Here is a 24,086-nt window from a genome sequence, read left to right as displayed (position 1 = left end):
TTTAAGTTTCGAATGCGTAAATTGTAAATGAGTGAAGAGCTGTTGGGCCATTCACTCATTCTATCATTCAAAAGTTTTAATCAATTTTGTTCAGCCTACAAAGCTGCGTTGCTACTTGCAGCAGGTACGCCTGTTCTGCCAGTAACTCTACCAGTTTTCATTAATCCATCGTAATGACGCATCAATAAATAACTTTCAATTTGTTGTAAAGTGTCTAAGACAACACCCACTAAAATCAATAGTGATGTACCACCAAAGAAATGAGCAAATTCTTGTTTAATACCAAATTTCACCGCAATTGAAGGTAGTATAGCAATAATCGCTAAAAATACTGCACCTGGAAAAGTGATTTTAGAAATTACATCATCAATGAAAGTCGATGTTGCAAAGCCTGGCTTAACGCCTGGAATAAAACCACCATTTTTCTTCATATCGTCACTCATTTGAGTTGGATTTACTGTAATAGCAGTATAGAAGAAAGTAAATGCGATAATTAAAAATGCGAAAGTTAAGCTATACGCTAATGAAGTAGTATTGCTAAACTGAATTAACCATGAACCTTGCAATGAAGGAACGAATTGTGTTAAAGCACCTGGAATAAACATCAAAGCCTGAGCAAAAATGATTGGCATAACACCGGCAGCATTTACCTTTAATGGAATGTATTGACGAACACCACCAAACTGGCGGTTACCAACAATTTTCTTTGCGTATTGCACTGGTACCTTACGTACACCTTGTACAATTAAAATGGTAAACATTACCACTGCAAACAAGGCAACAATCTCTAAAACTAAGGCAACCGGGCCTCCACCTTCACTGGCAGAACCTACACGTGCACTAAACTCTTGAGAAATTGCAATAGGTAAACGAGCAATAATACCAACCATAATGATTAGTGAAGTACCGTTACCAATACCTTTATCAGTTATTTTTTCACCTAACCACATTACAAATAATGTACCTGCCGTTAATACAAACGTAGATAACACTAAAAATAAGGTATTTGGTAATAAAATAGCTTCTGCCGGAACCTGCGTTTTAACGTAACCTACAGATTGAACGATTGTAATCGCTACCGTAAGGTAACGAGTGATCTGGTTCATTTTCTTTCTACCACTTTCGCCTTCTTTCTGCATTTTTTGGAAAGAAGGAACAGCAATACCTAATAGTTGCACCACAATGGATGCAGAGATATAAGGCATTACCCCCAATGCTAAAATAGACACACGAGAGAACGAACCTCCGGCAAACATATCCAGAATGCCTAAAAGTCCTGATTTTTCGTTAGCGCCTAAAGCAGTTGGATCTACACCTGGCAAAACCACGTGAGATACAAAACGGTATACCAAAAGAATTAAGAGCGTAAACAATATACGCTCTTTTAATTCTTCAATTTTCCAGATATTACTTAAAGTAGTAAATAGCTTCTTCATTTAATAATTACAATTTTACAATTGAACCACCTGCAGCTTCAATAGCTTTTTGTGCGGTTGCAGAAAACGCATGTGCAGTTATTTCTAATTTTGCTTTTACTTCACCACGACCTAAAATTTTAACTAAGTCGTTTTTTGAAGCTAAACCATGCGCTTGTAAAGCAGCGAAATCAATAGTTGTTAAGTTATGTTTTTCGGCTAATGCTTGTAAAACATCTAAGTTAACACCAACATATTCGGTACGGTTAATTGGTTTGAAACCAACTTTAGGCACACGACGTTGTAAAGGCATTTGACCACCTTCAAAACCGATTTTGGTTTTGTGACCAGAACGAGAACCCGCACCTTTGTGACCACGGGTTGAAGTACCACCACGACCAGAACCTGTACCACGACCAATTCTTTTGTTGTTTTTTGTAGAACCTACTGCAGGTTTTAAATTACTTAAATTCATTTTTTTGAATTTGTGTTGCCCTTCGCTTTCACTAAACAGGTACAACGATAAATAAATAATGATTGAATTTTGAATGATTGAATGTTAGCAATTTGCCTATTCATTCACTCAAAACTCATTCATTTTGATAATTGTCTTAAATTGCTTCGATAGCTACTAAGTGGTTCACTTTGCGAACCATACCAATAATTTGTGGTGTAGCTTCTACCTCAACACTTTGATTCATTTTAGATAAACCTAAAGCTTGAACGGTTCTTTTTTGGCGCTCGCTTCTGTCGATAACGCTTTTTACTTGTGTTATTTTGATCTTAGCCATGATATTATCCGTTAAATACTTTGTTTAAATCTATACCACGAGTTTGAGCTACTGTATAAGCATCACGCATTTTTGTTAACGCATCTACAGTTGCTTTTACCACGTTGTGTGGGTTTGATGAACCTTTAGATTTTGCTAATACGTTATGAACGCCAGCACTTTCTAATACAGCACGCATCGCACCACCAGCAATTACTCCGGTACCTACTGCAGCTGGTTTGATTAAAACAAAACCACCTGAGAATTTACCGATCTGCTCGTGAGGAACTGTACCGTGTAAAATTGGAACTTTAACTAAGTTCTTTTTAGCATCATCCACACCCTTAGCGATTGCTTCTGTTACTTCTTTCGCTTTACCTAAACCGAAACCAACAACACCGTTCTCATCTCCAACAACAACAATTGCTGAGAAGCTGAAAGTACGACCACCTTTGGTTACTTTGGCAACACGTTGTATACTAACCAAACGATCCTTTAATTCGATATCGGTGGTTTTAACTCTTTTTATATTGATAGTTGACATCTTACTTTTTCTTCAGATTAAAATACTAAACCAGCTTCGCGGGCACCCTCTGCCAACGATTTTACACGACCGTGGTATAAATAGCCATTTCTATCGAAAACAACTTCTTTAACACCAGCAGCGATTGCTTTTTCAGCAACTAATTTGCCTACTGCAACTGATTGGTCGCTTTTGTTACCTGTTCCAGAAAAATCTTTTGATAAAGATGATGCTGAAGCTATTGTAGTACCGGTTACATCGTTAATTACCTGCGCATAAATCCCTTTATTGCTTCTATATACAGATAACCTTGGACGCTCTTCCGAACCGGTAAGTCTTTTTCTGATCCCTTTTTTAATACGATCTCTTCTTGATAATTTTTTACCTGCCATGATTACTATTTTTTAGACGCTGATTTACCTGCTTTTCTTCTTAACACTTCACCTACAAACTTGATACCTTTACCTTTGTATGGCTCTGGTGCACGTAACGAACGGATTTTCGCTGCTACCTGACCGATCAATTGTTTGTCAATACTTTCTAAAATGATTTTAGGAGTTTGACCTTTTTCTGAAGATGTAGTTACTTTAATCTCTTCTGGTAATTGAAATACATAATGGTGAGAATAACCTAAAACTAGATCTAGTGTATTACCTTGGTTTGTAGCACGGTAACCAACACCTACTAATTCTTGAGTTAATTTATAACCTTCTGTAACACCAACAACCATGTTGTTAAGCAATGAGCGATATAAACCGTGTAATGCTTTATGTTTCTTTTGTTCTGATGGACGTTGAACTGTTAAAATTCCATCTTCTTGACTTACAGTGATATCTGAATCTACTGCTTGTGTTAATTCACCTTTAGGGCCTTTTACACTTACTACGTTATCTTTCGATACAGTAATGGTAACACCTGCAGGGATTGTAATTGGGGCTTTTCCTATTCTTGACATTGTGCTGTTCTCCTAATATTAATAAACGTGACACAATACCTCACCACCAATGTTTAATTTGGCTGCTTCTTTATCAGTCATTACACCTTTAGAAGTAGATAAGATTGCGATACCTAAACCGTTTAATACTCTTGGCATATTTTCAACACCAGCATAGTTTCTCAAACCTGGTTTACTTACTCGCACTAATGTACGAATAGCAGGAACTTTAGTAATTGGATTGTATTTCAATGCAATTTTAATGATGCCTTGAACTGTTGTATCTTCAAACTTGTAGTTCGCGATGTAACCTTTATCGAAAAGAACTTTAGTAATTTCTTTTTTAAGGTTTGATGCAGGAATTTCTACAACACGGTGGTTGGCCTTAATGGCATTCCTTACTCTTGTTAAATAATCTGCTATTGGATCTGTATTCATTATTTATTGTTTTTGATAGTGGTTTCCTTCTGCTACTCAGCTGTGGGACCTGCTATCGGTTAAAATTCTTTTTTAGTATATATACAATAGTATAAAGTATAAAGACCAATTGATCTAAATACTTTATACTAATTACTTTATACTTTTATTACCAAGATGCTTTTTTAACACCTGGTATTTTACCGTCTAGTGCCATTTGGCGAAACGTTACCCTTGAAATACCAAAGGTACGCATATAACCACGTGGACGACCAGTTAATTTACAACGGTTGTGTAAACGTACTGGAGATGAGTTTTTAGGTAATTTATCTAAACCCTCGAAATCTCCTGCAGCTTTTAATACTGCACGTTTTTCAGCGTATCTAGCTACCAATTTTTGGCGCTTAACTTCGCGTGCTTTTACACCTTCTTTTGCCATTATTCTGCTGTTTTTTGATTTTTAAATGGTAATCCGAATTGTTTCAATAACTCAAGAGCCTCAACGTCAGATTTTGCCGAAGTTACGAAAGTTATATCCATCCCTAAAATTTTATTGATTTTATCTATATTAATCTCTGGGAAGATGATTTGCTCAGTTACACCTAATGTGTAATTTCCTTTACCATCAAAACCTTTATCGTTAATACCTTTAAAATCACGGATACGTGGTAAAGCTACAGAAATCAAACGATCTAAGAACTCATACATATTGTTATCACGTAATGTTACGCGTACACCTACTGGCATACCTTTACGTAATTTAAAGTTAGAGATATCTTTCTTAGAGTTAGCCGGAACCGCTTGCTGACCAGTAATAGTAGTCAACTCAACGATTGTGGTATCCATAATCTTTTTATCAGTAACAGAAAAACGACCAACACCCTGATTGATACAGATTTTTTCCAATTTAGGAACCTGCATTACAGTTTTGTACTGAAATTTCTCTTTTAATGCATTTACAACTTCTTCTTTGTATTTGCTTTTTAATCTAGGTGTAGCCATTATTTAATTTCCTCCCCTGAAATTTTAGCAACTCTAACGATTTTACCATCAGCGTTAAGTTTACGACCAACGCGAGTGGCTTTACCAGATTTTGGATCAACCAACATCAAGTTAGAAATGTGAAGAGCAGCTTCTTTTTTAATAATACCACCGTTCGGATTTGCAGCATTTGGTTTAGTATGTTTAGACACTAAGTTAACGCCTTCTACAATGGCTCTGTTTTTATCTATTTGTACTGAAAGTACTTTTCCTTGTTGACCTTTTGAATCGCCAGCAATTACTTTAACTAAATCTCCAGTGCGGATTTTAAGTTTTGATGGTGTATTTACTTTGTTTCCCATTTTATAATACCTCCGGTGCTAATGATACAATTTTCATGAATTGTTTTTCACGTAGTTCTCTCGCAACCGGGCCAAAGATACGTGTACCTCTTGGCTCATCCTGTGCGTTCAATAATACAGCAGCATTATCGTCAAAACGGATATAAGAACCATCTTTACGACGGATTTCTTTTTTAGTTCTTACAACAACTGCTTTTGAAACTGTACCTTTTTTAATATTACCTGACGGTAATGCGCTTTTTACGGTAACAACTACTTTATCACCAATTGAAGCATAACGTTTGCCGGTTCCACCTAGCACGCGAATTACTAATACTTCTTTTGCGCCGCTGTTATCAGCAACGTTTAATCTCGATTCCTGTTGTACCATCTTATTTAGCTCTTTCTAAAATTTGTACCAATCTCCAGTTCTTGTTTTTACTCAAGGGACGAGTTTCCATAATCAATACTGTATCACCGATACCGCATTCGTTTTTCTCGTCGTGAGCCATAAATTTGGTAGTTTTCTTAACGAACTTACCATAAATCGGGTGCTTTACTTTACGTTCCACGCTCACTACAACAGATTTATCCATCTTGTTGCTTACCACTAATCCCGTTCTTGTTTTTCTTAATTGTCTTTCCATGTCGACTCTCAAATTATTTAGTTTCAGTAGCTGACTCAGTGTTTTTCACTTTAGTCAACTCAGTGTTTAAACGGGCTATGTCTTTCCTTACTTTCGCAATACGCGAAGGATTTTCGATAGCTGAAATAGTGTGTGCGAACTTTAATTTTGATAAGTTCTCTTTTTCTTCCGCAATCTTAGCTACTAATTCTTCTTTTGAAAGCCCTGTGATTTCTGAATTTTTCATTTTTCTTTTTTTTAAGTTGAGTGTAGCGGTTATAATAAACAAGTATTTACAACATTCACCTCAACATTTTACTATGCTTCTACGTAATCTCTACGTACTACGAATTTGGTTTGGATTGGTAATTTCTGAGCTGCTAAACGCAATGCTTCTTTAGCTACTTCTAAAGGCACACCTTCAGCTTCGAAAATTACGCGTCCAGGTCTAACAACTGCTACCCAATACTCAGGAGCACCTTTACCTTTACCCATACGTACCTCAGCAGGTTTTTTAGTTACTGGTTTGTCCGGGAAAATTCTGATCCATACCTGGCCTTCACGTTTCATGAAACGGGTTACCGCGATACGAGCAGCCTCTATCTGGCGACTTGTAATCCAAGTTGCTTCTAAAGATTTGATACCGAAAGATCCGAATGCTAATTCAGCTCCACGAGAAGCTAAACCCTTCATTCTGCCTTTTTGCATCTTCCTGAACTTCGTTCTTTTTGGCTGTAACATTTTATTTTGTTCTAATCGTTAAACGATGTTAATAAATCAATTATTTACGAGGACCTCTGTTAGCGCCTGCGCCACCACCTCTGTTTGCACCACCTTGGCCTGGACCACGACCGCCGCCTTGGTTTCCACCACGTCTGTCGTTACCACCGCCACGGTTATCTCTTCCACCACCACGGTTATCTCTTCCACCGAAAGCTGGTTTATCTGATGCGCCTTTTGGACCGTTGTTTGTTGAACCGATGTTTGGAGACAAATCACGTTTTCCATAAACCTCACCTTTACAGATCCATACTTTAACGCCGATTTTACCATAAGTGGTTAAAGCTTCAGCTAAAGCATAGTCAATATCAGCACGGAATGTATGCAAAGGCACTCTTCCTTCTTTGTACTGCTCAGTACGTGCCATCTCAGCACCACCTAAACGACCAGAAGTCATGATTTTGATACCTTCAGCACCCATACGCATGGTTGATGCGATAGAAGATTTCATTGCTCTACGGAATGAGATCCTTGCTTCTAATTGTTTTGCAACACCTTCTGCAACTAATTGTGCATCAAGTTCTGGGCGTTTAATCTCGAAAATGTTAATTTGAATTTCCTTTTTAGTCAATTTCTTTAACTCTTCTTTGATTTTATCAACCTCAGCACCTGCTTTACCGATTACGATACCTGGGCGAGCTGTGTGGATTGTTACCGTGATACGTTTTAACGTACGCTCGATAACCACTTTAGCAACACCACCTTTAGCGATACGAGCAGAAAGGTATTTTCTTATTTTCTCATCTTCAACTAATTTATCGGAGTAGTTGTTGCCACCGAACCAGTTAGAATCCCATCCTTTGATGATACCTAACCTGTTACCTATTGGATTTGCTTTTTGTCCCATTTCCTAAAATTAGTTTTGAGTTGTTTCTGTACTTTTACTATCTACAATCAGCGTAACGTGGTTTGAACGCTTACGAATTCTATATCCACGGCCTTGAGGTGCTGGACGTAAACGTTTAAGTTGACGACCACCATCTACCATAATGGTTTTAACAAATAACTCACTTCCATCAGAAGTTTTGCCATTTTTAGCTTCCCAGTTGTTGATAGCAGATAATAATAATTTCTCAACTCTTATTGCTGCTTCTTTATTGGTAAACTTTAAAACACTTAATGCTTTTTCTACACGTTCACCTCTGATAAGATCTACAACCAAACGCATCTTACGCGGTGAGGTTGGACAATTGTTTAATTTTGCTATTGCTTCCATTGTCTAATTATTTTTTCTTTTCAGCGTGTCCTCTGAATGTTCTGGTTGGAGCAAATTCTCCCAACTTGTGACCAACCATGTTTTCTGTAACATACACAGGGATAAATTTATTACCATTGTGTACTGCAAATGTATGATTAACGAAATCTGGTGAAATCATTGATCTACGAGACCAAGTTTTGATTACAGACTTTTTGCCTGAATCATTCATAGAGTTTACTTTTTTCTCTACGTTATGGTCAATATAAGGTCCTTTTTTTATCGAACGAGCCATTATTTCTTCCTTCTCTCTATGATGTAACGATTAGAATATTTTTTAAGTTCTCTGGTTTTGTAGCCTTTAGCTAAAACGCCATTTCTTGAACGTGGGTGACCACCTGATGATCTACCTTCACCACCACCCATTGGGTGATCGACAGGGTTCATCGCTACCGGTCTAGTTCTCGGACGACGGCCCAACCAACGTTTACGACCAGCTTTACCTAATACTTCATTTGCGTGATCTGAGTTAGATACCGCACCGATAGTAGCAAGACAAGTAGTCAAGATTAAACGGGTTTCGCCTGAAGGCATTTTCAAAGTAGCATATTTACCATCGCGGGCAGCTAATTGTGCATAAGCACCTGCACTACGAGCTAATTGTGCTCCTTTTCCAGGGTGAATCTCCACGTTGTGGATGATAGAACCTAATGGAATGTTCGATAATTTTAAAGTGTTACCTACTTCTGGAGCTGCTGTTTCGCCCGATAATAATACCGAACCAACTTGCAAACCTTCTGGAGCAATAATGTAACGCTTCTCGCCATCTGCATAATGTAATAATGCGATGCGGGCAGTACGGTTTGGATCGTATTCAACAGTAGCTACTGTTGCAGGAATATCGAATTTATCGCGTTTGAAGTCGATTAAACGATATGATTTTTTATGACCACCACCCATGTAGCGCATAGTCATTTTACCTGTGTTGTTACGTCCACCAGACTTTTTTGATGATACAACCAATGATTTTTCGGGCTTGGTTGCTGTAATCTCCGTAAAACTAGCACCAACTCTGAAGCGGGTACCTGGAGTAACTGGTTTAAATTTTCTTAAGCCCATAGTTATAATTAATTATTAAATTAAAGAGTTGCGTAATAATCTATTGTTTCGCCGTCTTTTAACGTTACGATTGCTTTTTTGTATTTCGGGCTACGGCCAGAAACAAAACCTGCTTTAGTGTAACGAGATTTCGCTTTTCCATCAACAACCATGGTGTTAACTGCAACGATGGTTACACCGTACAATTTCTCAATAGCCGCTTTGATTTGGATTTTGTTAGCCTTGTGGTTAACAGCGAATGTGAAACGGTTAGATTTTTCAGTTAAAGCTGAAGCTTTTTCGGTTAATATTGGTTTTTTTAAAATTTCCATATTACTTGGCAAATGCCTCCTCCAAAGTTTTAACAGAATCTGCAGTTAACACAAGTACACCAGCGTTTAATACATCATAAGTATTTAAATCTGCTGCCGAGATTACTTTAGTTTTCTGAACGTTTCTGCTTGATAAATAGATATTATTATTTTGTGCAGGTAAAACCAATAAAGTTTTTTGAGTACCTACGTTTAACGCAGCCAATAAACTTGTATAGTTTTTTGTTTTAGCTGTATCGAAGTTGAAATCTTCTAAAACTACCACGCTGTTATCTTTTGCTTTATAAGCTAAAGCAGATTTACGTGCTAATGATTTTAATTTCTTGTTCAATTTAAAGCTATAATCACGTGGTTGAGGACCGAAAACACGACCACCACCGTTAAATAACGGAGATTTAATGCTACCAGCTCTGGCACCACCTGTACCTTTTTGCTTGTATAGTTTACGAGTTGAACCAGCAATCTCATTACGTTGTTTAGATTTATGAGTACCTTGACGTTGGTTAGCCAAATACTGTTTTACATCTAAATAAATCGCGTGGTCGTTAGGCTCGATACCAAATACCGATTCAGGAAGTTGCACCTTGGCACCTGTTTCTTTACCTGAAATGTTTAATACTTTAACTTCCATCTGATTACTTGTCTAAGATTACGTAAGAACCTTTAGCTCCTGGAATGGAACCACTAACTACTAATAGGTTTTGCTCAGCATAAACTTTCAAAACCTGTAAGTTTTGAACTTTTACTCTGTCTCCACCTGTTCTTCCTGCCATGCGCATTCCTTTGAATACACGTGAAGGGAATGATGATGCTCCCAATGAACCTGGGGCACGTAAACGGTTATGCTGACCGTGAGTCTGCATACCAACACCGGCAAATCCGTGGCGTTTTACAACACCTTGAAAACCTTTACCTTTTGAGGTACCCACAACATCAACAAAATCGCCTTCTGCGAATGCATCAACGGTTACTACATCACCTAAATTAAGTGAAGTTGTAAACGAATCGAATTCAACAAGTTTGCGTTTCGGAGTTGTGTTTGCTTTCGCGAAATGGCCTTTTAACGGTTGAGTTGTGTTTTTCTCTTTTTTTTCATCGTAACCCAATTGGATTGATGAATACCCGTCTTTTTCTTCGGTTTTCACTTGTGTAACTACACAAGGCCCAGCCTCGATTACCGTACAAGGAATGTTTCTTCCTTCGGCATCAAAGATACTGGTCATTCCTACTTTTTTTCCAATAATTCCTGACATTTTATCTTTTCTTTTTAACACCCATCGAAGCAGTAGGGCTTCGTTCAAGGTGGTTGTACATCCCCCGAAAGGGACGGCAAAGATAGACAAGAATTATTAATTTTCAAATAGTTAGCCAAATATTTTTTCAAATAAATTGTTGATATGTTGGCTTTTAACTTTTAACCAGATGTTAATGTGCCAAACCACCATTTAAACTGATGGTTATGATGGCAAGGATGATAAATCCGATAAGAACATAGAGATAATCTTTCTCTATCAAAAAGCTAAATATGGCAAAAATGATGCGGGCGATTGGGGTAAAAATGAGCATTAGGATACCAAACTGAACAATGGCATCGCCATGAAAGCTCGATAAGCCTTTAAAAATCTCACCAATAGATGAAAATTTTGAGAGTTCTGGTTTAAAAACTTTATAATCGGTTATTACCCCTTTGTTATGGATAAGGAAAATGACACCACCAATCAGTACAATACTCATCGATATGATTACACCAGCACGCAGAAGCGTACCCAATACAACCTGGATATCCTTATCGCTAATATTTTCGTTTTTCTCTTCGTTCATTTTACAAGCCGCTAATTCCTTTGTAAATCATTTGTAGTGCTAAAAAAGTAACTACAACTGCAAAAACAATTTTTAGTTTGTCGGTCTTAGTTCGCAACAAAACTTTCGATCCAATCGAAGCGCCGGTTAAAACTCCAATACAAACGGGCATTGCAATTCCAGGATCTATCTGACCGCGATGCAAATAAACAATCGCACTTGCAGCTGCCGTTACACCCATCATAAAGTTACTCGTGGTTGTAGAAACCTTAAAAGGCAAACGCATTATGTTATCCATCGCAATTACTTTTAAAGCACCGCTGCCAATACCTAAAAGACCAGAAAGCGTACCAGCAAAAAGCATCATCGCAAAGCCAGCAGGCACATTTTTAACTGCATAAGGATGATCTACGCCTTTATCAGGATAACTACTGTTAAGTTTGAAAAATTTTGCCCATTTATCAGTCTTGTCTAAAGTGGTATGATCGATCTTTTTCTTCAACGTCATGATGGCGGAGAAAATTAAGATGCAACCGAATATGATGGCGATATAATTTGCATTGAGATAAACGGCTACTACTGCGCCAGAAATGGCTCCTATCGTAGTGGCAATTTCGAGAAACATACCAATTCGAATATTTGTAATTCCTTCTTTTACATAGGCGGCCGCAGAACCCGATGAAGTGGCTATTACCGAAACAATTGATGCACCGATGGCATAATGGATATCAACCCCTAATGCTAGTGTTAATAGAGGGATAATAATTACACCCCCACCCAAGCCTGTTAATGAACCTAATAAACCTGCCAAAAAAGCGCCTAACAAAACGATGATGGTAAATAACAAAACCGACATGCGGGCAAATATAAGGGACAGTTTTTGGCTAAACGAAGGATTTATGGAATAAAATAAAGTCTATATATTATATGGATGATATAAATTGGGACCTGGTAATTAAAATTTATCAACGTGTTACAGGTGTTAGCTACGCTCTATTCTCACTCTCTTTTTAACGACCGTGTTAGCAGTTATTAATTTCAATCATGCTGTAGTATAACTATAGCATACGTCGAAAACAGGTGCAAACTGAAAATTTAACTCAGGATTTTTGATGAAGCTTACTCTCCTTATTGATATCCATATTTTTGAAAGTCTCAATGAGTTCGTAAGCAATTTGCCTAACCGTTGCTGGTATTGGATTGATTGTATTTTTGTTTACATGAGCATCAGTAAGCTTCCATCCTGATGTATCTATAACTATTTGATCATTCCCGGCTAGCGCTTTTGTGATTTTAGCTCTCGTAAATGCAATTGAACTGGAATCAACTATTATCTTTTTGTTGTTCCACCAGTTTTCTAACGATACTCTAATCAGATTAGACTGCTCAAGCTTCGGCAGATAATCCCAGCCTGCTCCTTTTGTATGCTCCAGCTTTAACAAGCCAATAAAGTTGTTTATACTTTTCGATTGATAAGTTTCTGAACTACAGCTAAGCTGAATGTGATTAAGCTTTAATTTAGTAAGTAATGATTTGGATTGTTCAGCATTCTGGAATAGGATCAAAACTCGTTTAGCAATTTGAGAAACCACCTGTTTATTTCCCAAATCATATTCCTGGCATAAACTTTCAATATCAGCCAAATGAGTTTGCAATTCAACAACTAATTCTGATTTTCCCACTACTTCCCTAACCTCCTAATCATTTCCGCACTCAGGTCTCTCCCATCATTCAATCGATTGGCAAAAAATGATTTTGCAGCCTCAAAATGTTCCTTATATCCTTTCAAATCACCGTATCCTATTATCGATGCCCATTCATGAACAGCGGTATGAAATTCCAAATCGTCGCCGCGGATAGATTTATCGTATAAAGCGGTGGTGATCGATTCTTCCAACATCTCCTCATTTTTGAAAAGATACTCAGCTATGCCAAGCCTCAATTTAAAAGGAGGGGTTTGACAAATTAGGTTATCATAAGGATTTACGCCCATTTTATACCAGGCATAAACCATACTTAGCAAACTTAAGTGCGAATTTGGCTTTTGTTTATGATTTGCATCAGAAAGGCTAAATTCTTTCATAATGTTGTCATCAAGGAGCAGAAGCGTTCTGCTCTCATGAAATACAAAATCGCGGGCAGCATAAATTTTCTCCCTAAATTCAATTTCATTTTCACAAATCATCAGCTTATATAATTCAGATTCTGCCTGAGCGTAGTATTTCACCTGCTTCTGGGCATAAGGATTCAATATTGCTAAGCCAGCATAAATATGTGATTTGTAACTAAAAATTCTGAGCGTGGTTAAGATTTTCACATTATCTATTCCGCCAGCATAAGCTGGGTTATCCCATGGAAAGAAACCTGCATTTTTCCATGCTGAACCCATACTCTCGAAGCCCATGTGGGTAACGGCTTGTGTATCGGCCACAATACGGTCATGCTCACGATAATCGTCCATTTCGATAATATTCGATTTAAGCGAACGGTAAACGGCTAAAGCTTTAGCATAAACTTCATCGGAAGCCCGGTGGCGAACGACCACCAGCGTTTGCCCTTCTGGACTAAAAGCAGGCCCGTGTAAAGAGTGGCAGGTTACAATCTGTGTATCATCTGGAAGATGTTTCTCAAAAGCTGCAATTTCCGGATGTTTAACAGAGGTTTGTCCGGATACAATTGCGCCGAACTTTGTAGAACGGGCAAACGTAGAAACTACTTCATCAATCTTTTCTGCTTCCACACAGTAAATTATAAAGTGTGATTTGCGGGCCACTTCATGACCATCAATTAATACCTCGATTCCTTTCGGCTCTAATTCATTTTTTAAATCCGAAAACCTTAAAGGCATATCTGCCCCGCATACTTTATAACCTTCGCTTGCAAACGACAGCGCATATAATTTGCCCATATCGCCCAAACCGATAATTCCTATTTGCATGAGGCAAATGTAATCTATCAATAAGTAAATTATAATAAAACGTAGATAAAATTGTTATTTAACAGATAACGAAAACGCACAACAATTAAAATCTATAAAGCCATTAGTTAAAAATTATTAACTAGGAAATAGATAAAAATGTAGTTTTACACTCAAACACCTATATTTAAACTATGCAGAAAATTAAACACACCCTATTGTTTTTAGGCGCTATGCTATTTTTAAACATTGCTTTTGGTCAAACTTTGCCAGATACAACAAAAAACACCGATCCATCGCTAAATGGCCAGTATCAGTTTATGTTAAAAAAATCTAAGAGTTTATATGGCGCAAGGCTGATTAACCCTTCAAGATTATCTGGAGTGTGGAAAAGTGTAAACGATACCTTGAGGAAAGAACGCAAACAACTGCAAGAGGCAAAACAAGAAATTAAAACACAGGCACAAACCATTTCTACATTGAAAGGCGAAGTTTCTGGAAAAGAAAACTCATTGGCAGATGCCACAGCTTCCGTTAATGAAATTAAATTTCTGGGGATATCTTTTAACAAAGGAACCTATAACACCATCGTTTGGGCAATTATTATTATTCTGGGCGCTGGCTTGGCAATAGTAATTTTTCAATCTGGTAAATATAGAAAGGAAGCGACTTACAGAACACAGCTTTACCAGGAAGTTGCAGATGAATTCCAGGCACACAAGGTTAAAGCGAAAGATAAAGAAATGAAGTTGGCTCGTGAACTTCAGGACGAAAGAAATAGATGGGATGATTCTCGAGGAAGATAGTTGAGATTGAGATCAAGATCAAGGTTGGGGCAAAAATCTCAACCTTGATCTTGATCTCAACCAAATTAGGTTTCAGATGGAAATGAAATTCCTTTAATATTTCGATATAAATCTACAGCATAAAGATCAGTCATCCCCGAAACAAAGTCTAATACACTTTGGGTGCGGGAGTAAATATCAGGCAAATCAGTATGGTATTGCTTTGGTATCAGTTTTACCAACTTTTTATAATAGTGCGTGTTGTTATTTATCAAAGCTGGCACAAACTCCTCCAGTAAACCCGCCATAATTTTGTAACCTGCAACTTCTTTTTGAATCACTGAAGAGAAATTGTAAATGCGTTCAATAGAAACTTTCTCAATTTCTTTCCACGCAGAGCGATATGGTTCTGGTATCAGATCTGTAAGGCTATTATTCAAAGTTCCCTGAAGCAAACTTTCTTGTTCACGATAAAAAATGTCTGCGCAAATGTTGGTTAATGTATTTATTGCCTTCGCTCGAAGAAGACCAATTTTGGCATCATCATCCTCATAATCATTTTTAAGTCTATCTTCGATAGTTTTTGAATTCGCGAAAGGCAGCAAATAATTTTTCACCTCCTCGTAAGAAAGAATTTTTAAACGATGTGCGTCTTCCAAATCAATAATGCTATAACAAATATCGTCAGCAGCTTCTACCAGATAAACCAAAGGATGGCGTTTGTAAATTAAATATTCGTTTTCTTCTTTCTCAAGGTGAAGCTCATCCGCAATTCTTTTAAACGTTTCTTCCTCTGACTGGAAAAAACCATACTTTTTCCGGTGCAACAAACCTTTTTGTTTGCCTGCAATAGAAGCGCAAGGATACTTTGCAATTGAGGCCAGTGTAGAATAAGTAAGTGCATAGGCATCATTACCTTTGCCCTTTAGGGGATGAGTAAGAATCCTGATCGCATTCGCATTGCCCTCAAAATTTATCAAATCATGCCATTGCGATTCATTCATTTTATTTTGATAAACCTTGCCATCTCCATCAGTAAAATAACGTGAAATCGCAGCTTCTCCAGAATGCCCGAAGGCAGGATTTCCTAAATCGTGAGCGAGCGATGCAGCTGCAACAATATTTCCAACTTCATTTATAAGTGGAACATCTTTTATTAACTGAGGATTTTTTTCCTCCAAAGTATTCAGGAAAATATTCGCCATGGAACGAGCAACGCTTGCTACTTCCAAACTATGAGTTAAACGGTTATGAACAAAAACGCTTCCAGGTAATGGAAATACTTGAGTTTTATTTTGCAAACGTCTAAAAGGCGACGAAAATATTAATCTATCGTAATCTCTTTGAAAATCCGATCTTGCTTTATCTCTATCACCCGTCCAACTTTCTTGGCCAAATCGTTTATTTGAAAGTAAATTTTTCCACTCCATTTTTAAAATTTGGCGCAAGTTAGTTAAAAGCAGAAAATCCCATCAATAATAATTTAGAGAAACTTGACTTAAAACCATTTTTGCTTAAAGCTGTTCTTAATAAAAAATACAATTATGAAAACGAGTATTTATAATAAGGAAGAGCATATTGAAGGTTATGTTAGCAATGGTGACGATAGCACTAAATCAAAGCTTCAAAAGGAATACGAAAAAGGAAATGAGGGCAACGAAGTAACCAGTTATGGACAAGAAAGCGATGCAATAGCAGGCAATATAGCTGCTAAGGATGGCTTTGATAACAGCGGAACGCAGGGGAAGGATTCTTTAAGTGATGATGCTTATAATAGTAAAGATAAACACCCCACAGTTGAAAGTTCTGCAAGTAAGACTGGAAGTTCTTCGGATGATTTTGATTCGCCAAGCCAAAAAGAAATTAACCAAAGAGATGAAGATGATGTTTTAAATACTGGAATTTAAGAGGCTTATTATGGGATTACTAAAATATGTTGTAATTGGGGCGGTGGCCGTTTACGGTTTTAAATATGCCAGCAAAAAAAGAGAAATTGACGGAAAATCACTATTGGATGATTTAAAAGATGGTTTGAACGATGCTTTTTGTCAAGCCAAGGAATACAAAAACAGATTAGCGATGGACTATAATCAAACTACAAAACTTTACTGACATCAACAACTACTTTATACTACAAAATTTGATTTATATCAATTACTTTTAGGACTGAAAATTTGCAATAAGTTTGTTTAATTAGCAAATTTGCAAACACATTAGCACTCGCAGCCACATCTTAATCATCCTAAGGCTAAAACTAATTTATTGGGCTATAAAAATGGCTACTTTAAAAAACATCTAGCTGTTGAGTACTATCAGAATTATTCCTCTACCGGAAAAATCATTAACTATAAAGAGGGATTTTAACGAATCCTTCTTTATAAATCTTTCCCACCCAAACCTTTCTCATCGATACTATTTCTACTTCCAATATCTTCACCTTGACTTAGATTTTCGTTCTTTAAATTATCTATTGTATTGGATTCATTTTCTGTATTAGAAATATGATCCTTACTTGGCGTGTTTTTACGCTTAAACTCAGAGTCGCTAATGGTATGGCCATAAGTTGCCTCTCCATTATCCCATTCTATATTACGATCAGTATTTTCATTTTGATCATTTCTGTTATTATCAAGCTCCTTGTTCATCACACCTAAAAATTTAATCCGTTAATATGAATAACACCTAGATGGTTAATAAGGTTTAAACAATTTACAAATACGTTAGATTACCTAATCTCACTAGCTAAAGTTTAGCGGATAATTATTCAGGTGTAATTAAATACACTATTTCAAGAAAGAATTTGCACCTCCGTTCCATTGTGATAAAGGTAGTTAACAATGATCAGCGCTGCCATAAAAAAGGCGTATAAATACATCGCTTTTACGTATTTAAACAGAGATTATGGACGCTTGATTATATCGATATTTGATTTGACTATCCAACAACCTCAAATTTGAAAATCCCTATAAAGGTAATAATAGCCGATAACCACCCCATTATTAGAAACGGTATCACATCGTTAGTTGGAACCCAGGATAATATCGAAGTTATTGCCGAAGCTTCAAAGGGCTTCGAGGTAATCGATTTTTTGGAGAAAGGGAATCTTCCAGATATACTTATAACAGATATTGAAACGCCCGACTTGGATGGAATTGAATTGACCAAATTGATCAAAAGTAACTATCCACAAATTAAAGTCTTAATCTTAACGTCTGTTGATCAAGAAAAATTAATTACTAAATGCTTTGATGCTGGTGCCGATGGTTACTTGTTAAAGAATGTGACTACATCAGAAATTGTGTTCGCAGTTGAACAACTTAACGCAGGTTACAAATACCTCAGCACTTCAATTGGGATGAAATTACTGGATCCAGTTCAGAAAAAATATTCGGTAGAAGCAGGAAGCATGAAACGGAGTGTTCAGTTTTCGAAACGAGAAATGACAATACTAAAGCTCATTGCCGAAGGCTTTACCAATACTGAAATTGCAGATAAACTATTTACAAGTAAGAGAACAATAGAGGGCAATCGACAAAATTTGCTACATAAAACAGGCAAAAAAAATACTGCTGAGTTAATCGGTTTTGCAATTAGAAATGCAATTATTGATTAGCTTTCAATCCACTCCTTTACTTTGGTCAGATTTAACAGGAACATCTGTATCCTTTATACTTGATCCATTCTCATCTCTATGTTTAGGTGGATTGTCCATTCTGCTCTCCTCCAATTCTGAAAAATCGCTTCCTTTCTGATTTCCAACTTCCCCATGCGAAGAGGGTTTTTCCTTTAATTCTTCTTCAGGATTGGCAAAATCCTGACCCTCGATAGGAAGATTTTCTTCCTTTTTAGTTGGTTTATTCATATCATTTAAACGAATAAAAACCTAATTTGTTTAACGGCTAGTTTAAACATATTTGCCGCCAGAGAATCCGTGATTTATTACGCTAAGCTTCTCTTAAATGCTTATTGAAATCCCATAATGGCAACCAAAAACATCCAGGTCAGAAACTGCTATTCCATACGCCTCACAAAAAATAGGGCAAAAAAAAATCCTGACTTTCATCAGGATTTTTAATCTTTTTAAAATCAATTAAACTTTGATTTCAACCTCAACACCGCTAGGTAATTCAAGTTTCATTAAAGCATCAACTGTTTTAGAGTTAGAGCTATAAATATCTAATAAGCGTTTGTAAGCGCATAATTGAAATTGCTCTCTAGCTTTTTTGTTTACGTGTGGAGAACGCAATACAGTAAAGATTTTTTTCTCTGTAGGAAGTGGAATTGGACCACTTACAACTGCACCCGTAGGTTTAACAGTTTTTACGATTTTCTCAGCAGATTTATCTACCAAGTTGTAATCGTAAGATTTTAATTTAATTCTGATTCTTTGGCTCATCTTATTTTTAATTATGATTTCCTGTTAGAGCTATTAACAACAGAAATCGGATTTATTTTTTTAGTAGCAAGTATTTAGTATCGAGTATCAAGACCGATAATCCATCTTGATACTTGATACTTTTATCTTAATACTAAGAATTAGTCTTCAGATTTTACTCTTCCTTTTGATTTAGCAATTACTTCATCCTGTACGTTTTTAGGCGCTGCTTCGTAATGGTCAAATTCCATTGTAGAAGTTGCACGACCTGAAGTGATAGTACGTAACTGCGTTACATAACCAAACATTTCAGAAAGAGGCACAGTTGCTTTAATTACTTGGGCACCGTTACGTGTATCCATACCTAATAACTGACCACGACGACGGTTCATATCACCGATTACATCACCCATGTTTTCTTCAGGGGTTAAGATTTCGATTTTCATGATTGGCTCCATCAAAGTTGGTTTACATTTAGGTAAAGCTTCACGATATGCCATTTTAGCTGCAAGCTCAAATGATAAAGCATCTGAATCGACTGCGTGGAATGAACCATCAATCAAACGTACTTTCATATCAGGAAGTGGATAACCTGCTAACACACCGTTAACCATCGCTGCTGCGAAACCTTTTTCTACTGAAGGAATAAACTCACGTGGAATTGAACCACCTGTAATTTCATTTACGAATTGTAAACCACCTTTTTCGAAATCAGCATCGATTGGCGAGATAACCACTTGGATATCGGCAAATTTACCGCGACCACCAGATTGTTTCTTATAAGTTTCACGGTGTTGAGTAGTACCGAAAATAGCTTCTTTGTAAGCTACTTGTGGTGCACCTTGGTTAACTTCAACTTTAAATTCGCGTTTTAAACGGTCAATTAAAATATCTAAGTGTAATTCACCCATACCAGAGATAACCGTTTGACCAGTTTCCTGATCAGTTTGAACTCTAAAAGTAGGATCTTCTTCAGCCAATTTAGCTAAGCCCATACCCAATTTATCAACGTCAGCTTGAGTTTTAGGCTCAATAGCTAAACCAATAACTGGCTCAGGGAAATCCATAGATTCTAAAACGATTGGGTGTTTCTCATCACATAGTGTATCACCAGTTTTGATATCTTTAAATCCAACTACAGCAGCAATATCACCCGCAGCCACGTTTGGCACTGGGTTTTGCTTGTTAGCATGCATTTGGAAGATACGAGAAATACGCTCTTTACTTTCAGAACGAGCATTGTAAATGTAAGAACCAGCTTCTAAGTTACCCGAGTAAACACGGATAAAACATAAACGGCCTACAAATGGGTCAGTTGCAATTTTAAATGCTAAAGCTGCAAATGGCTCATTAATGCTTGGTTTTAATAAAACTTCTTCGTTAGTATCTGGATTAGTACCAATTACACCTTCGCTATCCATAGGTGAAGGCAATAATTCCATCACATAATCAAGCATAGTTTGTACACCTTTGTTTTTAAAAGATGAACCACAAACCATAGGAACAATTTTAGCATCTAAAACAGCCGCACGTAAAGCATCTAAAATTTCACGTTCAGTAATTGAGTTAGGATCTTCGAAGAATTTCTCCATCAAAGTCTCATCATAATCAGCTACTGATTCCAGTAATTTTTCTCTCCACTCAGCAACCTCATCTAACATATCATCAGGAATTGGCACTTCAGTAAAGGTCATACCTTTATCATGCTCATTCCAAACAATACCACGGTTGTTAATTAAATCAACCACACCTTTAAATGCATCTTCAGAACCGATAGGTAATTGCAATGGAACTGCATTACTACCTAACATATCTTTAACCTGCTTAACAACTTTTAAGAAGTCAGCTCCAGAACGGTCCATTTTGTTAACGAAACCAATACGAGGAACCGCATAATTGTTGGCTAAACGCCAGTTGGTTTCTGATTGAGGCTCAACACCATCAACTGCAGAAAACAAGAATACCAAACCATCTAATACACGTAACGAACGGTTTACCTCTACGGTAAAATCCACGTGACCTGGTGTATCAATAACGTTTACATGATATTTTTGACCTCTGTAATTCCAATCAACAGTAGTTGCAGCAGAAGTAATGGTGATACCACGCTCTTGCTCTTGTGCCATCCAGTCCATTGTTGCAGCACCTTCGTGCACCTCACCAATTTTATGACTCACACCAGCATAATAAAGGATACGCTCTGTTGTTGTAGTTTTACCTGCATCAATGTGAGCTGCAATTCCAATATTTCTTGTAAATTTTAAATCTCTTGCCATCTTATGTTTTTGATTTATCTGATTTTAAATGATTACACCGATTATGTAAAAACAAATCGGTGTAATTTATCTAATCAGTATAATCTTCTAATTAAATCTGTGTAATCTTACTAATCTGTTAATCCTAATTACTAGAATCTGAAGTGAGAGAACGCTTTGTTAGCCTCAGCCATTTTGTGCGTATCTTCTTTCTTCTTAACAGCAGCACCTTCACCTTTAGCAGCAGCTACCATTTCACCAGCTAATTTCTCTTTCATGGTTTTTTCGCCACGTTTACGAGCGTATGAAATTAACCATTTCATACCTAAAGCTGTTTTACGTTCTGGTCTAACCTCAGTTGGAACCTGGAAGTTAGCACCACCAACACGACGAGATTTAACCTCTACAGCTGGCATAATGTTAGTTAAAGCACGTTTGAAGATCTCTAAACCGTTTTCGCCTGCTTTTTTCTCAGCAATTTCAACAGCATCGTAAAAAATAGAGTAAGCGATAGATTTTTTTCCATCGTACATCATATTGTTTACAAAACGAGTTACTTGAACATCGTTAAATTTTGGATCAGGAAGAATAATTCTCTTTTTTGGTTTTGACTTTCTCATTTCTTATTTCCTCCCGATTATTTTTTCTTTCCTTTAGCAGGAGCTGCAGCAGCTTGACCTGGCTTAGGACGTTTAGTACCATATTTCGAACGACGTTGGTTACGACCAGCAACGCCTGATGTATCTAATGCACCACGGATGATGTGGTAACGTACACCTGGTAAATCTTTCACACGACCACCACGAATCAAAACGATTGAGTGTTCCTGTAAGTTGTGACCTTCCCCAGGAATGTATGCATTCACCTCTTTACCGTTCGTTAAACGAACACGGGCTACTTTACGCATTGCTGAGTTTGGTTTTTTAGGGGTAGTGGTGTACACACGTGTACATACACCTCTTCGCTGTGGACAGCTGTCCAACGCTGGAGACTTACTCTTGAACTCCAGTGCTACTCTACCTTTTCTAACTAATTGTTGAATAGTTGGCATTGTGCTTTTTTAATTTTTTATTTAATTATTTACCGCTCCCCCGGCATCCTCGCAGATAGCCCATAAAACGGACTGCAAAAGTAGAACAATTCTTTTTATAAATCAAGGGGTTAGCGCAAAAAATTTAGCGTGTTGAGTTTTTAGTTTGGAGTTGAAGATTAAGGGGTTGCGAATTTAAGCGGAAACCAAATTTACCTGCCCACAGCGGTTACATCGATTTCTATCTGCATCCCATCTAATGCTAGTCTCGAAACTGGTATTAGAGTATTCACGGGAAACTTCAAATCAGGCCATATTTTTCGAGATGCAGCAATCAAAATTTCATGTTTACTTGAATCATAGTCAACCACAAGTGTGGTCAACTTTACAACATCACTCCACAGCAATCCTTCACTTTTAAGTGCGATCTCAATATTTTCAAACACAATATCTACCTGTACCTTGAAATCATTACTTAAAACGCCATCCATATTGCTACCACCTTGCCCAGCTATAAATACCATTTTACTATTGGAGTTAACGGTTGCAATATGAGAGTATCCATGAGGTTTTGGATCATATAATCCTTCTGGATTTTTTATTTCGAAATTCTGGTTTTTCATCTGCTATATTTAAAGGGGGAAGATAAACAGACTGGATTCCTTAATAGTCAGCGAAACGTAATAGCTGATTTGATGTGACAACGAACTTAAGACAGTTAACCTAGCACGAGGGATGAAAATTAATTTACTGTACTTCTGGGGTCGAATTAAAACAAATGTATTCTATCCCACAGTTTGTGCTCCAACCAATTGTTCTAATCTAATTTTATGGTTTCTCTTGGAGACGGTAGCAATTTTATATTCAGATTCTTCATAATGCTCAATTGATAGTGTAAGCAATTCAAGTTCATCAGCTTGCTTAGAGTCTAGCACAATATCATTTCGTACTAACCAATAGGCCTTTTTAAAGCTAACTCATACTCTTCCTGTATTTTAACTATTTTTAATATCGCTAATTTCCACCTCATAATGAGTTTCATTTAATTACAATCCTTAAAACCATCTTTTAGAACTTTCAATTTAGCGGCTGCAGCCTCCAATTCTTTTGGTGGTTTGCCATAATCATAAGTGATTTTATGAGTTATCCCATCTGCTGTTACCGAAATCCATTCCGCACCTCCATCGGCACAATCTGGGCAACCAATCACTTCAGGCAAATTAGCAATCTGGCTCGCATCTAATAAATCTTTAATTGAATTTACTTCTTCATCAGAAATGTTTTTTGAACAAGTTTTTGTATCAGGTGTTTGTCCATGTTTGCTCTTTGTAAAAGTAAGTTTAGCATCACTAATTGAAATACTTTGAACACAATATCCACCGCACATTCCAAAAGAAGTACCATAACTAATACTATTTAAATTTTTGATTTTTCCCTTTTTACAGGTTGAGAAAAGTAAAACACTCAAAACACTCACCATAAATATTAGATTCGTTTTCATACACAGATTGG

General features: G+C 37.0%; 38 protein-coding genes. 4 read left to right on the top strand and 34 right to left on the bottom strand.

Translation table 11 applies throughout. The annotated features are described in order from the left end of the window. Positions 1–95 precede the first annotated feature (95 nt). The 25 genes from secY to ACZZZK_RS16850 all read right to left on the bottom strand — a co-directional run bounded on the left by secY (position 96) and on the right by ACZZZK_RS16850 (position 14,150). Positions 96–1,436, bottom strand: a complete 1,341-nt coding sequence (gene secY, locus ACZZZK_RS16970; protein WP_056848533.1) for a preprotein translocase subunit SecY — start codon at positions 1,434–1,436, stop codon at positions 96–98. A gap of 7 nt (positions 1,437–1,443) precedes the next feature. Next, the gene (rplO, locus tag ACZZZK_RS16965; RefSeq protein ID WP_056849255.1) at positions 1,444–1,890 is read right to left on the bottom strand and encodes a 50S ribosomal protein L15; all 447 of its coding nucleotides are present in this window, start codon (positions 1,888–1,890) and stop codon (positions 1,444–1,446) included. Between the two features lie 136 nt (positions 1,891–2,026). Further along, positions 2,027–2,206: a 50S ribosomal protein L30 gene (gene rpmD, locus ACZZZK_RS16960; protein ID WP_010599892.1), complete on the bottom strand. Its 180-nt coding sequence runs from the start codon at positions 2,204–2,206 to the stop codon at positions 2,027–2,029. A gap of 4 nt (positions 2,207–2,210) precedes the next feature. Further along, positions 2,211–2,729 carry a 30S ribosomal protein S5 gene (gene rpsE / locus ACZZZK_RS16955; RefSeq protein ID WP_056848532.1) on the bottom strand — a complete coding sequence of 173 codons (519 nt, stop codon included), beginning with the start codon at positions 2,727–2,729 and terminating at the stop codon, positions 2,211–2,213. A gap of 17 nt (positions 2,730–2,746) precedes the next feature. Beyond that, positions 2,747–3,100, bottom strand: coding sequence for a 50S ribosomal protein L18 (gene rplR, locus ACZZZK_RS16950; RefSeq protein WP_025145211.1), 354 nt, complete (start codon positions 3,098–3,100; stop codon positions 2,747–2,749). Between the two features lie 5 nt (positions 3,101–3,105). Further along, the gene (gene rplF / locus ACZZZK_RS16945) at positions 3,106–3,663 is read right to left on the bottom strand and encodes a 50S ribosomal protein L6 (RefSeq protein ID WP_056848531.1); all 558 of its coding nucleotides are present in this window, start codon (positions 3,661–3,663) and stop codon (positions 3,106–3,108) included. A gap of 18 nt (positions 3,664–3,681) precedes the next feature. Next, positions 3,682–4,080 (bottom strand): 30S ribosomal protein S8, encoded by a 399-nt coding sequence (rpsH, locus tag ACZZZK_RS16940; RefSeq protein ID WP_025145213.1) that lies wholly within the window; start codon positions 4,078–4,080, stop codon positions 3,682–3,684. Between the two features lie 148 nt (positions 4,081–4,228). After that, entirely contained in the window at positions 4,229–4,498 is a 270-nt protein-coding gene (gene rpsN / locus ACZZZK_RS16935) for a 30S ribosomal protein S14 (protein WP_025145214.1), read from the bottom strand. Further along, positions 4,498–5,064 carry a 50S ribosomal protein L5 gene (gene rplE / locus ACZZZK_RS16930; protein ID WP_086547740.1) on the bottom strand — a complete coding sequence of 189 codons (567 nt, stop codon included), beginning with the start codon at positions 5,062–5,064 and terminating at the stop codon, positions 4,498–4,500. Before rplE ends, rpsN begins: the two co-directional genes overlap by 1 nt. Then, positions 5,061–5,402 (bottom strand): 50S ribosomal protein L24, encoded by a 342-nt coding sequence (gene rplX / locus ACZZZK_RS16925; protein ID WP_029282701.1) that lies wholly within the window; start codon positions 5,400–5,402, stop codon positions 5,061–5,063. Before rplX ends, rplE begins: the two co-directional genes overlap by 4 nt. A 1-nt stretch (position 5,403) precedes the next feature. Next, positions 5,404–5,772 carry a 50S ribosomal protein L14 gene (gene rplN / locus ACZZZK_RS16920; RefSeq protein WP_010599900.1) on the bottom strand — a complete coding sequence of 123 codons (369 nt, stop codon included), beginning with the start codon at positions 5,770–5,772 and terminating at the stop codon, positions 5,404–5,406. Between the two features lies 1 nt (position 5,773). Next, entirely contained in the window at positions 5,774–6,028 is a 255-nt protein-coding gene (gene rpsQ / locus ACZZZK_RS16915; protein ID WP_010599901.1) for a 30S ribosomal protein S17, read from the bottom strand. 13 nt (positions 6,029–6,041) lie between these two features. After that, positions 6,042–6,254, bottom strand: coding sequence for a 50S ribosomal protein L29 (gene rpmC / locus ACZZZK_RS16910; RefSeq protein WP_025145217.1), 213 nt, complete (start codon positions 6,252–6,254; stop codon positions 6,042–6,044). Between the two features lie 71 nt (positions 6,255–6,325). Continuing rightward, positions 6,326–6,748: a 50S ribosomal protein L16 gene (rplP, locus tag ACZZZK_RS16905; RefSeq protein ID WP_010599903.1), complete on the bottom strand. Its 423-nt coding sequence runs from the start codon at positions 6,746–6,748 to the stop codon at positions 6,326–6,328. 40 nt (positions 6,749–6,788) lie between these two features. After that, complete coding sequence (gene rpsC, locus ACZZZK_RS16900; protein WP_056848530.1) at positions 6,789–7,634, bottom strand: 30S ribosomal protein S3; 846 nt, start codon at positions 7,632–7,634, stop codon at positions 6,789–6,791. Positions 7,635–7,643: 9 nt separating this feature from the next. Continuing rightward, positions 7,644–8,003 (bottom strand): 50S ribosomal protein L22, encoded by a 360-nt coding sequence (rplV, locus tag ACZZZK_RS16895; protein ID WP_056848529.1) that lies wholly within the window; start codon positions 8,001–8,003, stop codon positions 7,644–7,646. A 7-nt stretch (positions 8,004–8,010) separates the two neighbouring features. After that, positions 8,011–8,277 carry a 30S ribosomal protein S19 gene (rpsS, locus tag ACZZZK_RS16890; protein WP_010599906.1) on the bottom strand — a complete coding sequence of 89 codons (267 nt, stop codon included), beginning with the start codon at positions 8,275–8,277 and terminating at the stop codon, positions 8,011–8,013. Beyond that, positions 8,277–9,101 (bottom strand): 50S ribosomal protein L2, encoded by an 825-nt coding sequence (rplB, locus tag ACZZZK_RS16885; RefSeq protein WP_056848528.1) that lies wholly within the window; start codon positions 9,099–9,101, stop codon positions 8,277–8,279. Before rplB ends, rpsS begins: the two co-directional genes overlap by 1 nt. Before the next feature lie 20 nt (positions 9,102–9,121). Beyond that, positions 9,122–9,412 carry a 50S ribosomal protein L23 gene (gene rplW / locus ACZZZK_RS16880; protein ID WP_056848527.1) on the bottom strand — a complete coding sequence of 97 codons (291 nt, stop codon included), beginning with the start codon at positions 9,410–9,412 and terminating at the stop codon, positions 9,122–9,124. Position 9,413: 1 nt separating this feature from the next. Then, positions 9,414–10,043, bottom strand: a complete 630-nt coding sequence (gene rplD, locus ACZZZK_RS16875; protein WP_010599909.1) for a 50S ribosomal protein L4 — start codon at positions 10,041–10,043, stop codon at positions 9,414–9,416. 4 nt (positions 10,044–10,047) lie between these two features. Further along, a complete protein-coding gene (gene rplC / locus ACZZZK_RS16870; RefSeq protein WP_056849254.1) occupies positions 10,048–10,665 on the bottom strand; it encodes a 50S ribosomal protein L3 in 618 nt (205 codons plus the stop codon). Between the two features lie 172 nt (positions 10,666–10,837). Continuing rightward, complete coding sequence (locus ACZZZK_RS16865; protein ID WP_463485145.1) at positions 10,838–11,233, bottom strand: DUF1634 domain-containing protein; 396 nt, start codon at positions 11,231–11,233, stop codon at positions 10,838–10,840. Between the two features lies 1 nt (position 11,234). Then, positions 11,235–12,068 carry a sulfite exporter TauE/SafE family protein gene (locus tag ACZZZK_RS16860; RefSeq protein ID WP_463485144.1) on the bottom strand — a complete coding sequence of 278 codons (834 nt, stop codon included), beginning with the start codon at positions 12,066–12,068 and terminating at the stop codon, positions 11,235–11,237. Positions 12,069–12,312: 244 nt separating this feature from the next. Beyond that, entirely contained in the window at positions 12,313–12,894 is a 582-nt protein-coding gene (locus tag ACZZZK_RS16855) for a hypothetical protein (RefSeq protein ID WP_463485143.1), read from the bottom strand. Next, positions 12,894–14,150, bottom strand: a complete 1,257-nt coding sequence (locus tag ACZZZK_RS16850; RefSeq protein WP_463485142.1) for an NAD(P)-binding domain-containing protein — start codon at positions 14,148–14,150, stop codon at positions 12,894–12,896. The genes ACZZZK_RS16855 and ACZZZK_RS16850 overlap by 1 nt, the downstream gene beginning before the upstream one ends. A 173-nt stretch (positions 14,151–14,323) precedes the next feature. Between ACZZZK_RS16850 and ACZZZK_RS16845 the strand changes: the two genes are divergently transcribed. Further along, entirely contained in the window at positions 14,324–14,935 is a 612-nt protein-coding gene (locus ACZZZK_RS16845; RefSeq protein WP_056848522.1) for a hypothetical protein, read from the top strand. 65 nt (positions 14,936–15,000) lie between these two features. Here ACZZZK_RS16845 and ACZZZK_RS16840 read toward each other — a convergent pair whose 3' ends face one another. Next, complete coding sequence (locus ACZZZK_RS16840) at positions 15,001–16,344, bottom strand: deoxyguanosinetriphosphate triphosphohydrolase (protein ID WP_463485141.1); 1,344 nt, start codon at positions 16,342–16,344, stop codon at positions 15,001–15,003. Between the two features lie 114 nt (positions 16,345–16,458). Here ACZZZK_RS16840 and ACZZZK_RS16835 point away from each other — a divergent pair, with 114 nt between their 5' ends. Then, a complete protein-coding gene (locus ACZZZK_RS16835; RefSeq protein ID WP_463485140.1) occupies positions 16,459–16,821 on the top strand; it encodes a hypothetical protein in 363 nt (120 codons plus the stop codon). A gap of 10 nt (positions 16,822–16,831) precedes the next feature. Next, positions 16,832–17,026: a YtxH domain-containing protein gene (locus ACZZZK_RS16830; protein WP_463485139.1), complete on the top strand. Its 195-nt coding sequence runs from the start codon at positions 16,832–16,834 to the stop codon at positions 17,024–17,026. A 263-nt stretch (positions 17,027–17,289) separates the two neighbouring features. Here the strand turns inward: ACZZZK_RS16830 and ACZZZK_RS16825 are convergent, their stop codons facing one another. Then, positions 17,290–17,559 (bottom strand): hypothetical protein, encoded by a 270-nt coding sequence (locus ACZZZK_RS16825; RefSeq protein WP_463485138.1) that lies wholly within the window; start codon positions 17,557–17,559, stop codon positions 17,290–17,292. A gap of 308 nt (positions 17,560–17,867) precedes the next feature. Between ACZZZK_RS16825 and ACZZZK_RS16820 the strand changes: the two genes are divergently transcribed. Next, positions 17,868–18,527 (top strand): response regulator, encoded by a 660-nt coding sequence (locus tag ACZZZK_RS16820; protein ID WP_463485137.1) that lies wholly within the window; start codon positions 17,868–17,870, stop codon positions 18,525–18,527. A 3-nt stretch (positions 18,528–18,530) separates the two neighbouring features. Here ACZZZK_RS16820 and ACZZZK_RS16815 read toward each other — a convergent pair whose 3' ends face one another. The 7 genes from ACZZZK_RS16815 to ACZZZK_RS16785 form a co-directional block, all read right to left on the bottom strand. Further along, positions 18,531–18,776 carry a hypothetical protein gene (locus ACZZZK_RS16815; RefSeq protein WP_463485136.1) on the bottom strand — a complete coding sequence of 82 codons (246 nt, stop codon included), beginning with the start codon at positions 18,774–18,776 and terminating at the stop codon, positions 18,531–18,533. 228 nt (positions 18,777–19,004) lie between these two features. Continuing rightward, positions 19,005–19,310, bottom strand: a complete 306-nt coding sequence (gene rpsJ, locus ACZZZK_RS16810) for a 30S ribosomal protein S10 (protein WP_008244591.1) — start codon at positions 19,308–19,310, stop codon at positions 19,005–19,007. Between the two features lie 140 nt (positions 19,311–19,450). Continuing rightward, the gene (fusA, locus tag ACZZZK_RS16805; RefSeq protein ID WP_056848516.1) at positions 19,451–21,565 is read right to left on the bottom strand and encodes an elongation factor G; all 2,115 of its coding nucleotides are present in this window, start codon (positions 21,563–21,565) and stop codon (positions 19,451–19,453) included. A 131-nt stretch (positions 21,566–21,696) separates the two neighbouring features. Beyond that, positions 21,697–22,164 carry a 30S ribosomal protein S7 gene (gene rpsG, locus ACZZZK_RS16800; RefSeq protein WP_056848515.1) on the bottom strand — a complete coding sequence of 156 codons (468 nt, stop codon included), beginning with the start codon at positions 22,162–22,164 and terminating at the stop codon, positions 21,697–21,699. A 17-nt stretch (positions 22,165–22,181) separates the two neighbouring features. Further along, positions 22,182–22,595, bottom strand: coding sequence for a 30S ribosomal protein S12 (rpsL, locus tag ACZZZK_RS16795; RefSeq protein ID WP_010599925.1), 414 nt, complete (start codon positions 22,593–22,595; stop codon positions 22,182–22,184). A gap of 191 nt (positions 22,596–22,786) precedes the next feature. Continuing rightward, entirely contained in the window at positions 22,787–23,197 is a 411-nt protein-coding gene (locus ACZZZK_RS16790) for a RidA family protein (protein ID WP_463485135.1), read from the bottom strand. Between the two features lie 419 nt (positions 23,198–23,616). Next, positions 23,617–24,075 carry a hypothetical protein gene (locus tag ACZZZK_RS16785; protein ID WP_463485134.1) on the bottom strand — a complete coding sequence of 153 codons (459 nt, stop codon included), beginning with the start codon at positions 24,073–24,075 and terminating at the stop codon, positions 23,617–23,619. Between the last annotated feature and the right edge of the window lie 11 nt (positions 24,076–24,086).

The organism is Pedobacter sp. AC163 (genome assembly GCF_979258665.1).
This window is presented reverse-complemented; position numbering and strand designations above follow the sequence as displayed.

Excerpts from the sequence above, each read along its gene's own strand:
- secY (WP_056848533.1), bottom strand. The coding sequence starts at position 1,436 with ATGAAGAAGCTATTTACTACTTTAAGTAATATCTGGAAAATTGAAGAA.
- rplO (WP_056849255.1), bottom strand. The coding sequence starts at position 1,890 with ATGAATTTAAGTAATTTAAAACCTGCAGTAGGTTCTACAAAAAACAAC.
- rpmD (WP_010599892.1), bottom strand. The coding sequence starts at position 2,206 with ATGGCTAAGATCAAAATAACACAAGTAAAAAGCGTTATCGACAGAAGC.
- rpsE (WP_056848532.1), bottom strand. The coding sequence starts at position 2,729 with ATGTCAACTATCAATATAAAAAGAGTTAAAACCACCGATATCGAATTA.
- rplR (WP_025145211.1), bottom strand. The coding sequence starts at position 3,100 with ATGGCAGGTAAAAAATTATCAAGAAGAGATCGTATTAAAAAAGGGATC.
- rplF (WP_056848531.1), bottom strand. The coding sequence starts at position 3,663 with ATGTCAAGAATAGGAAAAGCCCCAATTACAATCCCTGCAGGTGTTACC.
- rpsH (WP_025145213.1), bottom strand. The coding sequence starts at position 4,080 with ATGAATACAGATCCAATAGCAGATTATTTAACAAGAGTAAGGAATGCC.
- rpsN (WP_025145214.1), bottom strand. The coding sequence starts at position 4,498 with ATGGCAAAAGAAGGTGTAAAAGCACGCGAAGTTAAGCGCCAAAAATTG.
- rplX (WP_029282701.1), bottom strand. The coding sequence starts at position 5,402 with ATGGGAAACAAAGTAAATACACCATCAAAACTTAAAATCCGCACTGGA.
- rplN (WP_010599900.1), bottom strand. The coding sequence starts at position 5,772 with ATGGTACAACAGGAATCGAGATTAAACGTTGCTGATAACAGCGGCGCA.
- rpsQ (WP_010599901.1), bottom strand. The coding sequence starts at position 6,028 with ATGGAAAGACAATTAAGAAAAACAAGAACGGGATTAGTGGTAAGCAAC.
- rpmC (WP_025145217.1), bottom strand. The coding sequence starts at position 6,254 with ATGAAAAATTCAGAAATCACAGGGCTTTCAAAAGAAGAATTAGTAGCT.
- rplP (WP_010599903.1), bottom strand. The coding sequence starts at position 6,748 with ATGTTACAGCCAAAAAGAACGAAGTTCAGGAAGATGCAAAAAGGCAGA.
- rpsC (WP_056848530.1), bottom strand. The coding sequence starts at position 7,634 with ATGGGACAAAAAGCAAATCCAATAGGTAACAGGTTAGGTATCATCAAA.
- rplV (WP_056848529.1), bottom strand. The coding sequence starts at position 8,003 with ATGGAAGCAATAGCAAAATTAAACAATTGTCCAACCTCACCGCGTAAG.
- rpsS (WP_010599906.1), bottom strand. The coding sequence starts at position 8,277 with ATGGCTCGTTCGATAAAAAAAGGACCTTATATTGACCATAACGTAGAG.
- rplB (WP_056848528.1), bottom strand. The coding sequence starts at position 9,101 with ATGGGCTTAAGAAAATTTAAACCAGTTACTCCAGGTACCCGCTTCAGA.
- rplW (WP_056848527.1), bottom strand. The coding sequence starts at position 9,412 with ATGGAAATTTTAAAAAAACCAATATTAACCGAAAAAGCTTCAGCTTTA.
- rplD (WP_010599909.1), bottom strand. The coding sequence starts at position 10,043 with ATGGAAGTTAAAGTATTAAACATTTCAGGTAAAGAAACAGGTGCCAAG.
- rplC (WP_056849254.1), bottom strand. The coding sequence starts at position 10,665 with ATGTCAGGAATTATTGGAAAAAAAGTAGGAATGACCAGTATCTTTGAT.
- ACZZZK_RS16865 (WP_463485145.1), bottom strand. The coding sequence starts at position 11,233 with ATGAACGAAGAGAAAAACGAAAATATTAGCGATAAGGATATCCAGGTT.
- ACZZZK_RS16860 (WP_463485144.1), bottom strand. The coding sequence starts at position 12,068 with ATGTCGGTTTTGTTATTTACCATCATCGTTTTGTTAGGCGCTTTTTTG.
- ACZZZK_RS16850 (WP_463485142.1), bottom strand. The coding sequence starts at position 14,150 with ATGCAAATAGGAATTATCGGTTTGGGCGATATGGGCAAATTATATGCG.
- ACZZZK_RS16845 (WP_056848522.1), top strand. The coding sequence starts at position 14,324 with ATGCAGAAAATTAAACACACCCTATTGTTTTTAGGCGCTATGCTATTT.
- ACZZZK_RS16840 (WP_463485141.1), bottom strand. The coding sequence starts at position 16,344 with ATGGAGTGGAAAAATTTACTTTCAAATAAACGATTTGGCCAAGAAAGT.
- ACZZZK_RS16835 (WP_463485140.1), top strand. The coding sequence starts at position 16,459 with ATGAAAACGAGTATTTATAATAAGGAAGAGCATATTGAAGGTTATGTT.
- ACZZZK_RS16830 (WP_463485139.1), top strand. The coding sequence starts at position 16,832 with ATGGGATTACTAAAATATGTTGTAATTGGGGCGGTGGCCGTTTACGGT.
- ACZZZK_RS16825 (WP_463485138.1), bottom strand. The coding sequence starts at position 17,559 with ATGAACAAGGAGCTTGATAATAACAGAAATGATCAAAATGAAAATACT.
- ACZZZK_RS16815 (WP_463485136.1), bottom strand. The coding sequence starts at position 18,776 with ATGAATAAACCAACTAAAAAGGAAGAAAATCTTCCTATCGAGGGTCAG.
- rpsJ (WP_008244591.1), bottom strand. The coding sequence starts at position 19,310 with ATGAGCCAAAGAATCAGAATTAAATTAAAATCTTACGATTACAACTTG.
- fusA (WP_056848516.1), bottom strand. The coding sequence starts at position 21,565 with ATGGCAAGAGATTTAAAATTTACAAGAAATATTGGAATTGCAGCTCAC.
- rpsG (WP_056848515.1), bottom strand. The coding sequence starts at position 22,164 with ATGAGAAAGTCAAAACCAAAAAAGAGAATTATTCTTCCTGATCCAAAA.
- rpsL (WP_010599925.1), bottom strand. The coding sequence starts at position 22,595 with ATGCCAACTATTCAACAATTAGTTAGAAAAGGTAGAGTAGCACTGGAG.
- ACZZZK_RS16790 (WP_463485135.1), bottom strand. The coding sequence starts at position 23,197 with ATGAAAAACCAGAATTTCGAAATAAAAAATCCAGAAGGATTATATGAT.
- ACZZZK_RS16785 (WP_463485134.1), bottom strand. The coding sequence starts at position 24,075 with ATGAAAACGAATCTAATATTTATGGTGAGTGTTTTGAGTGTTTTACTT.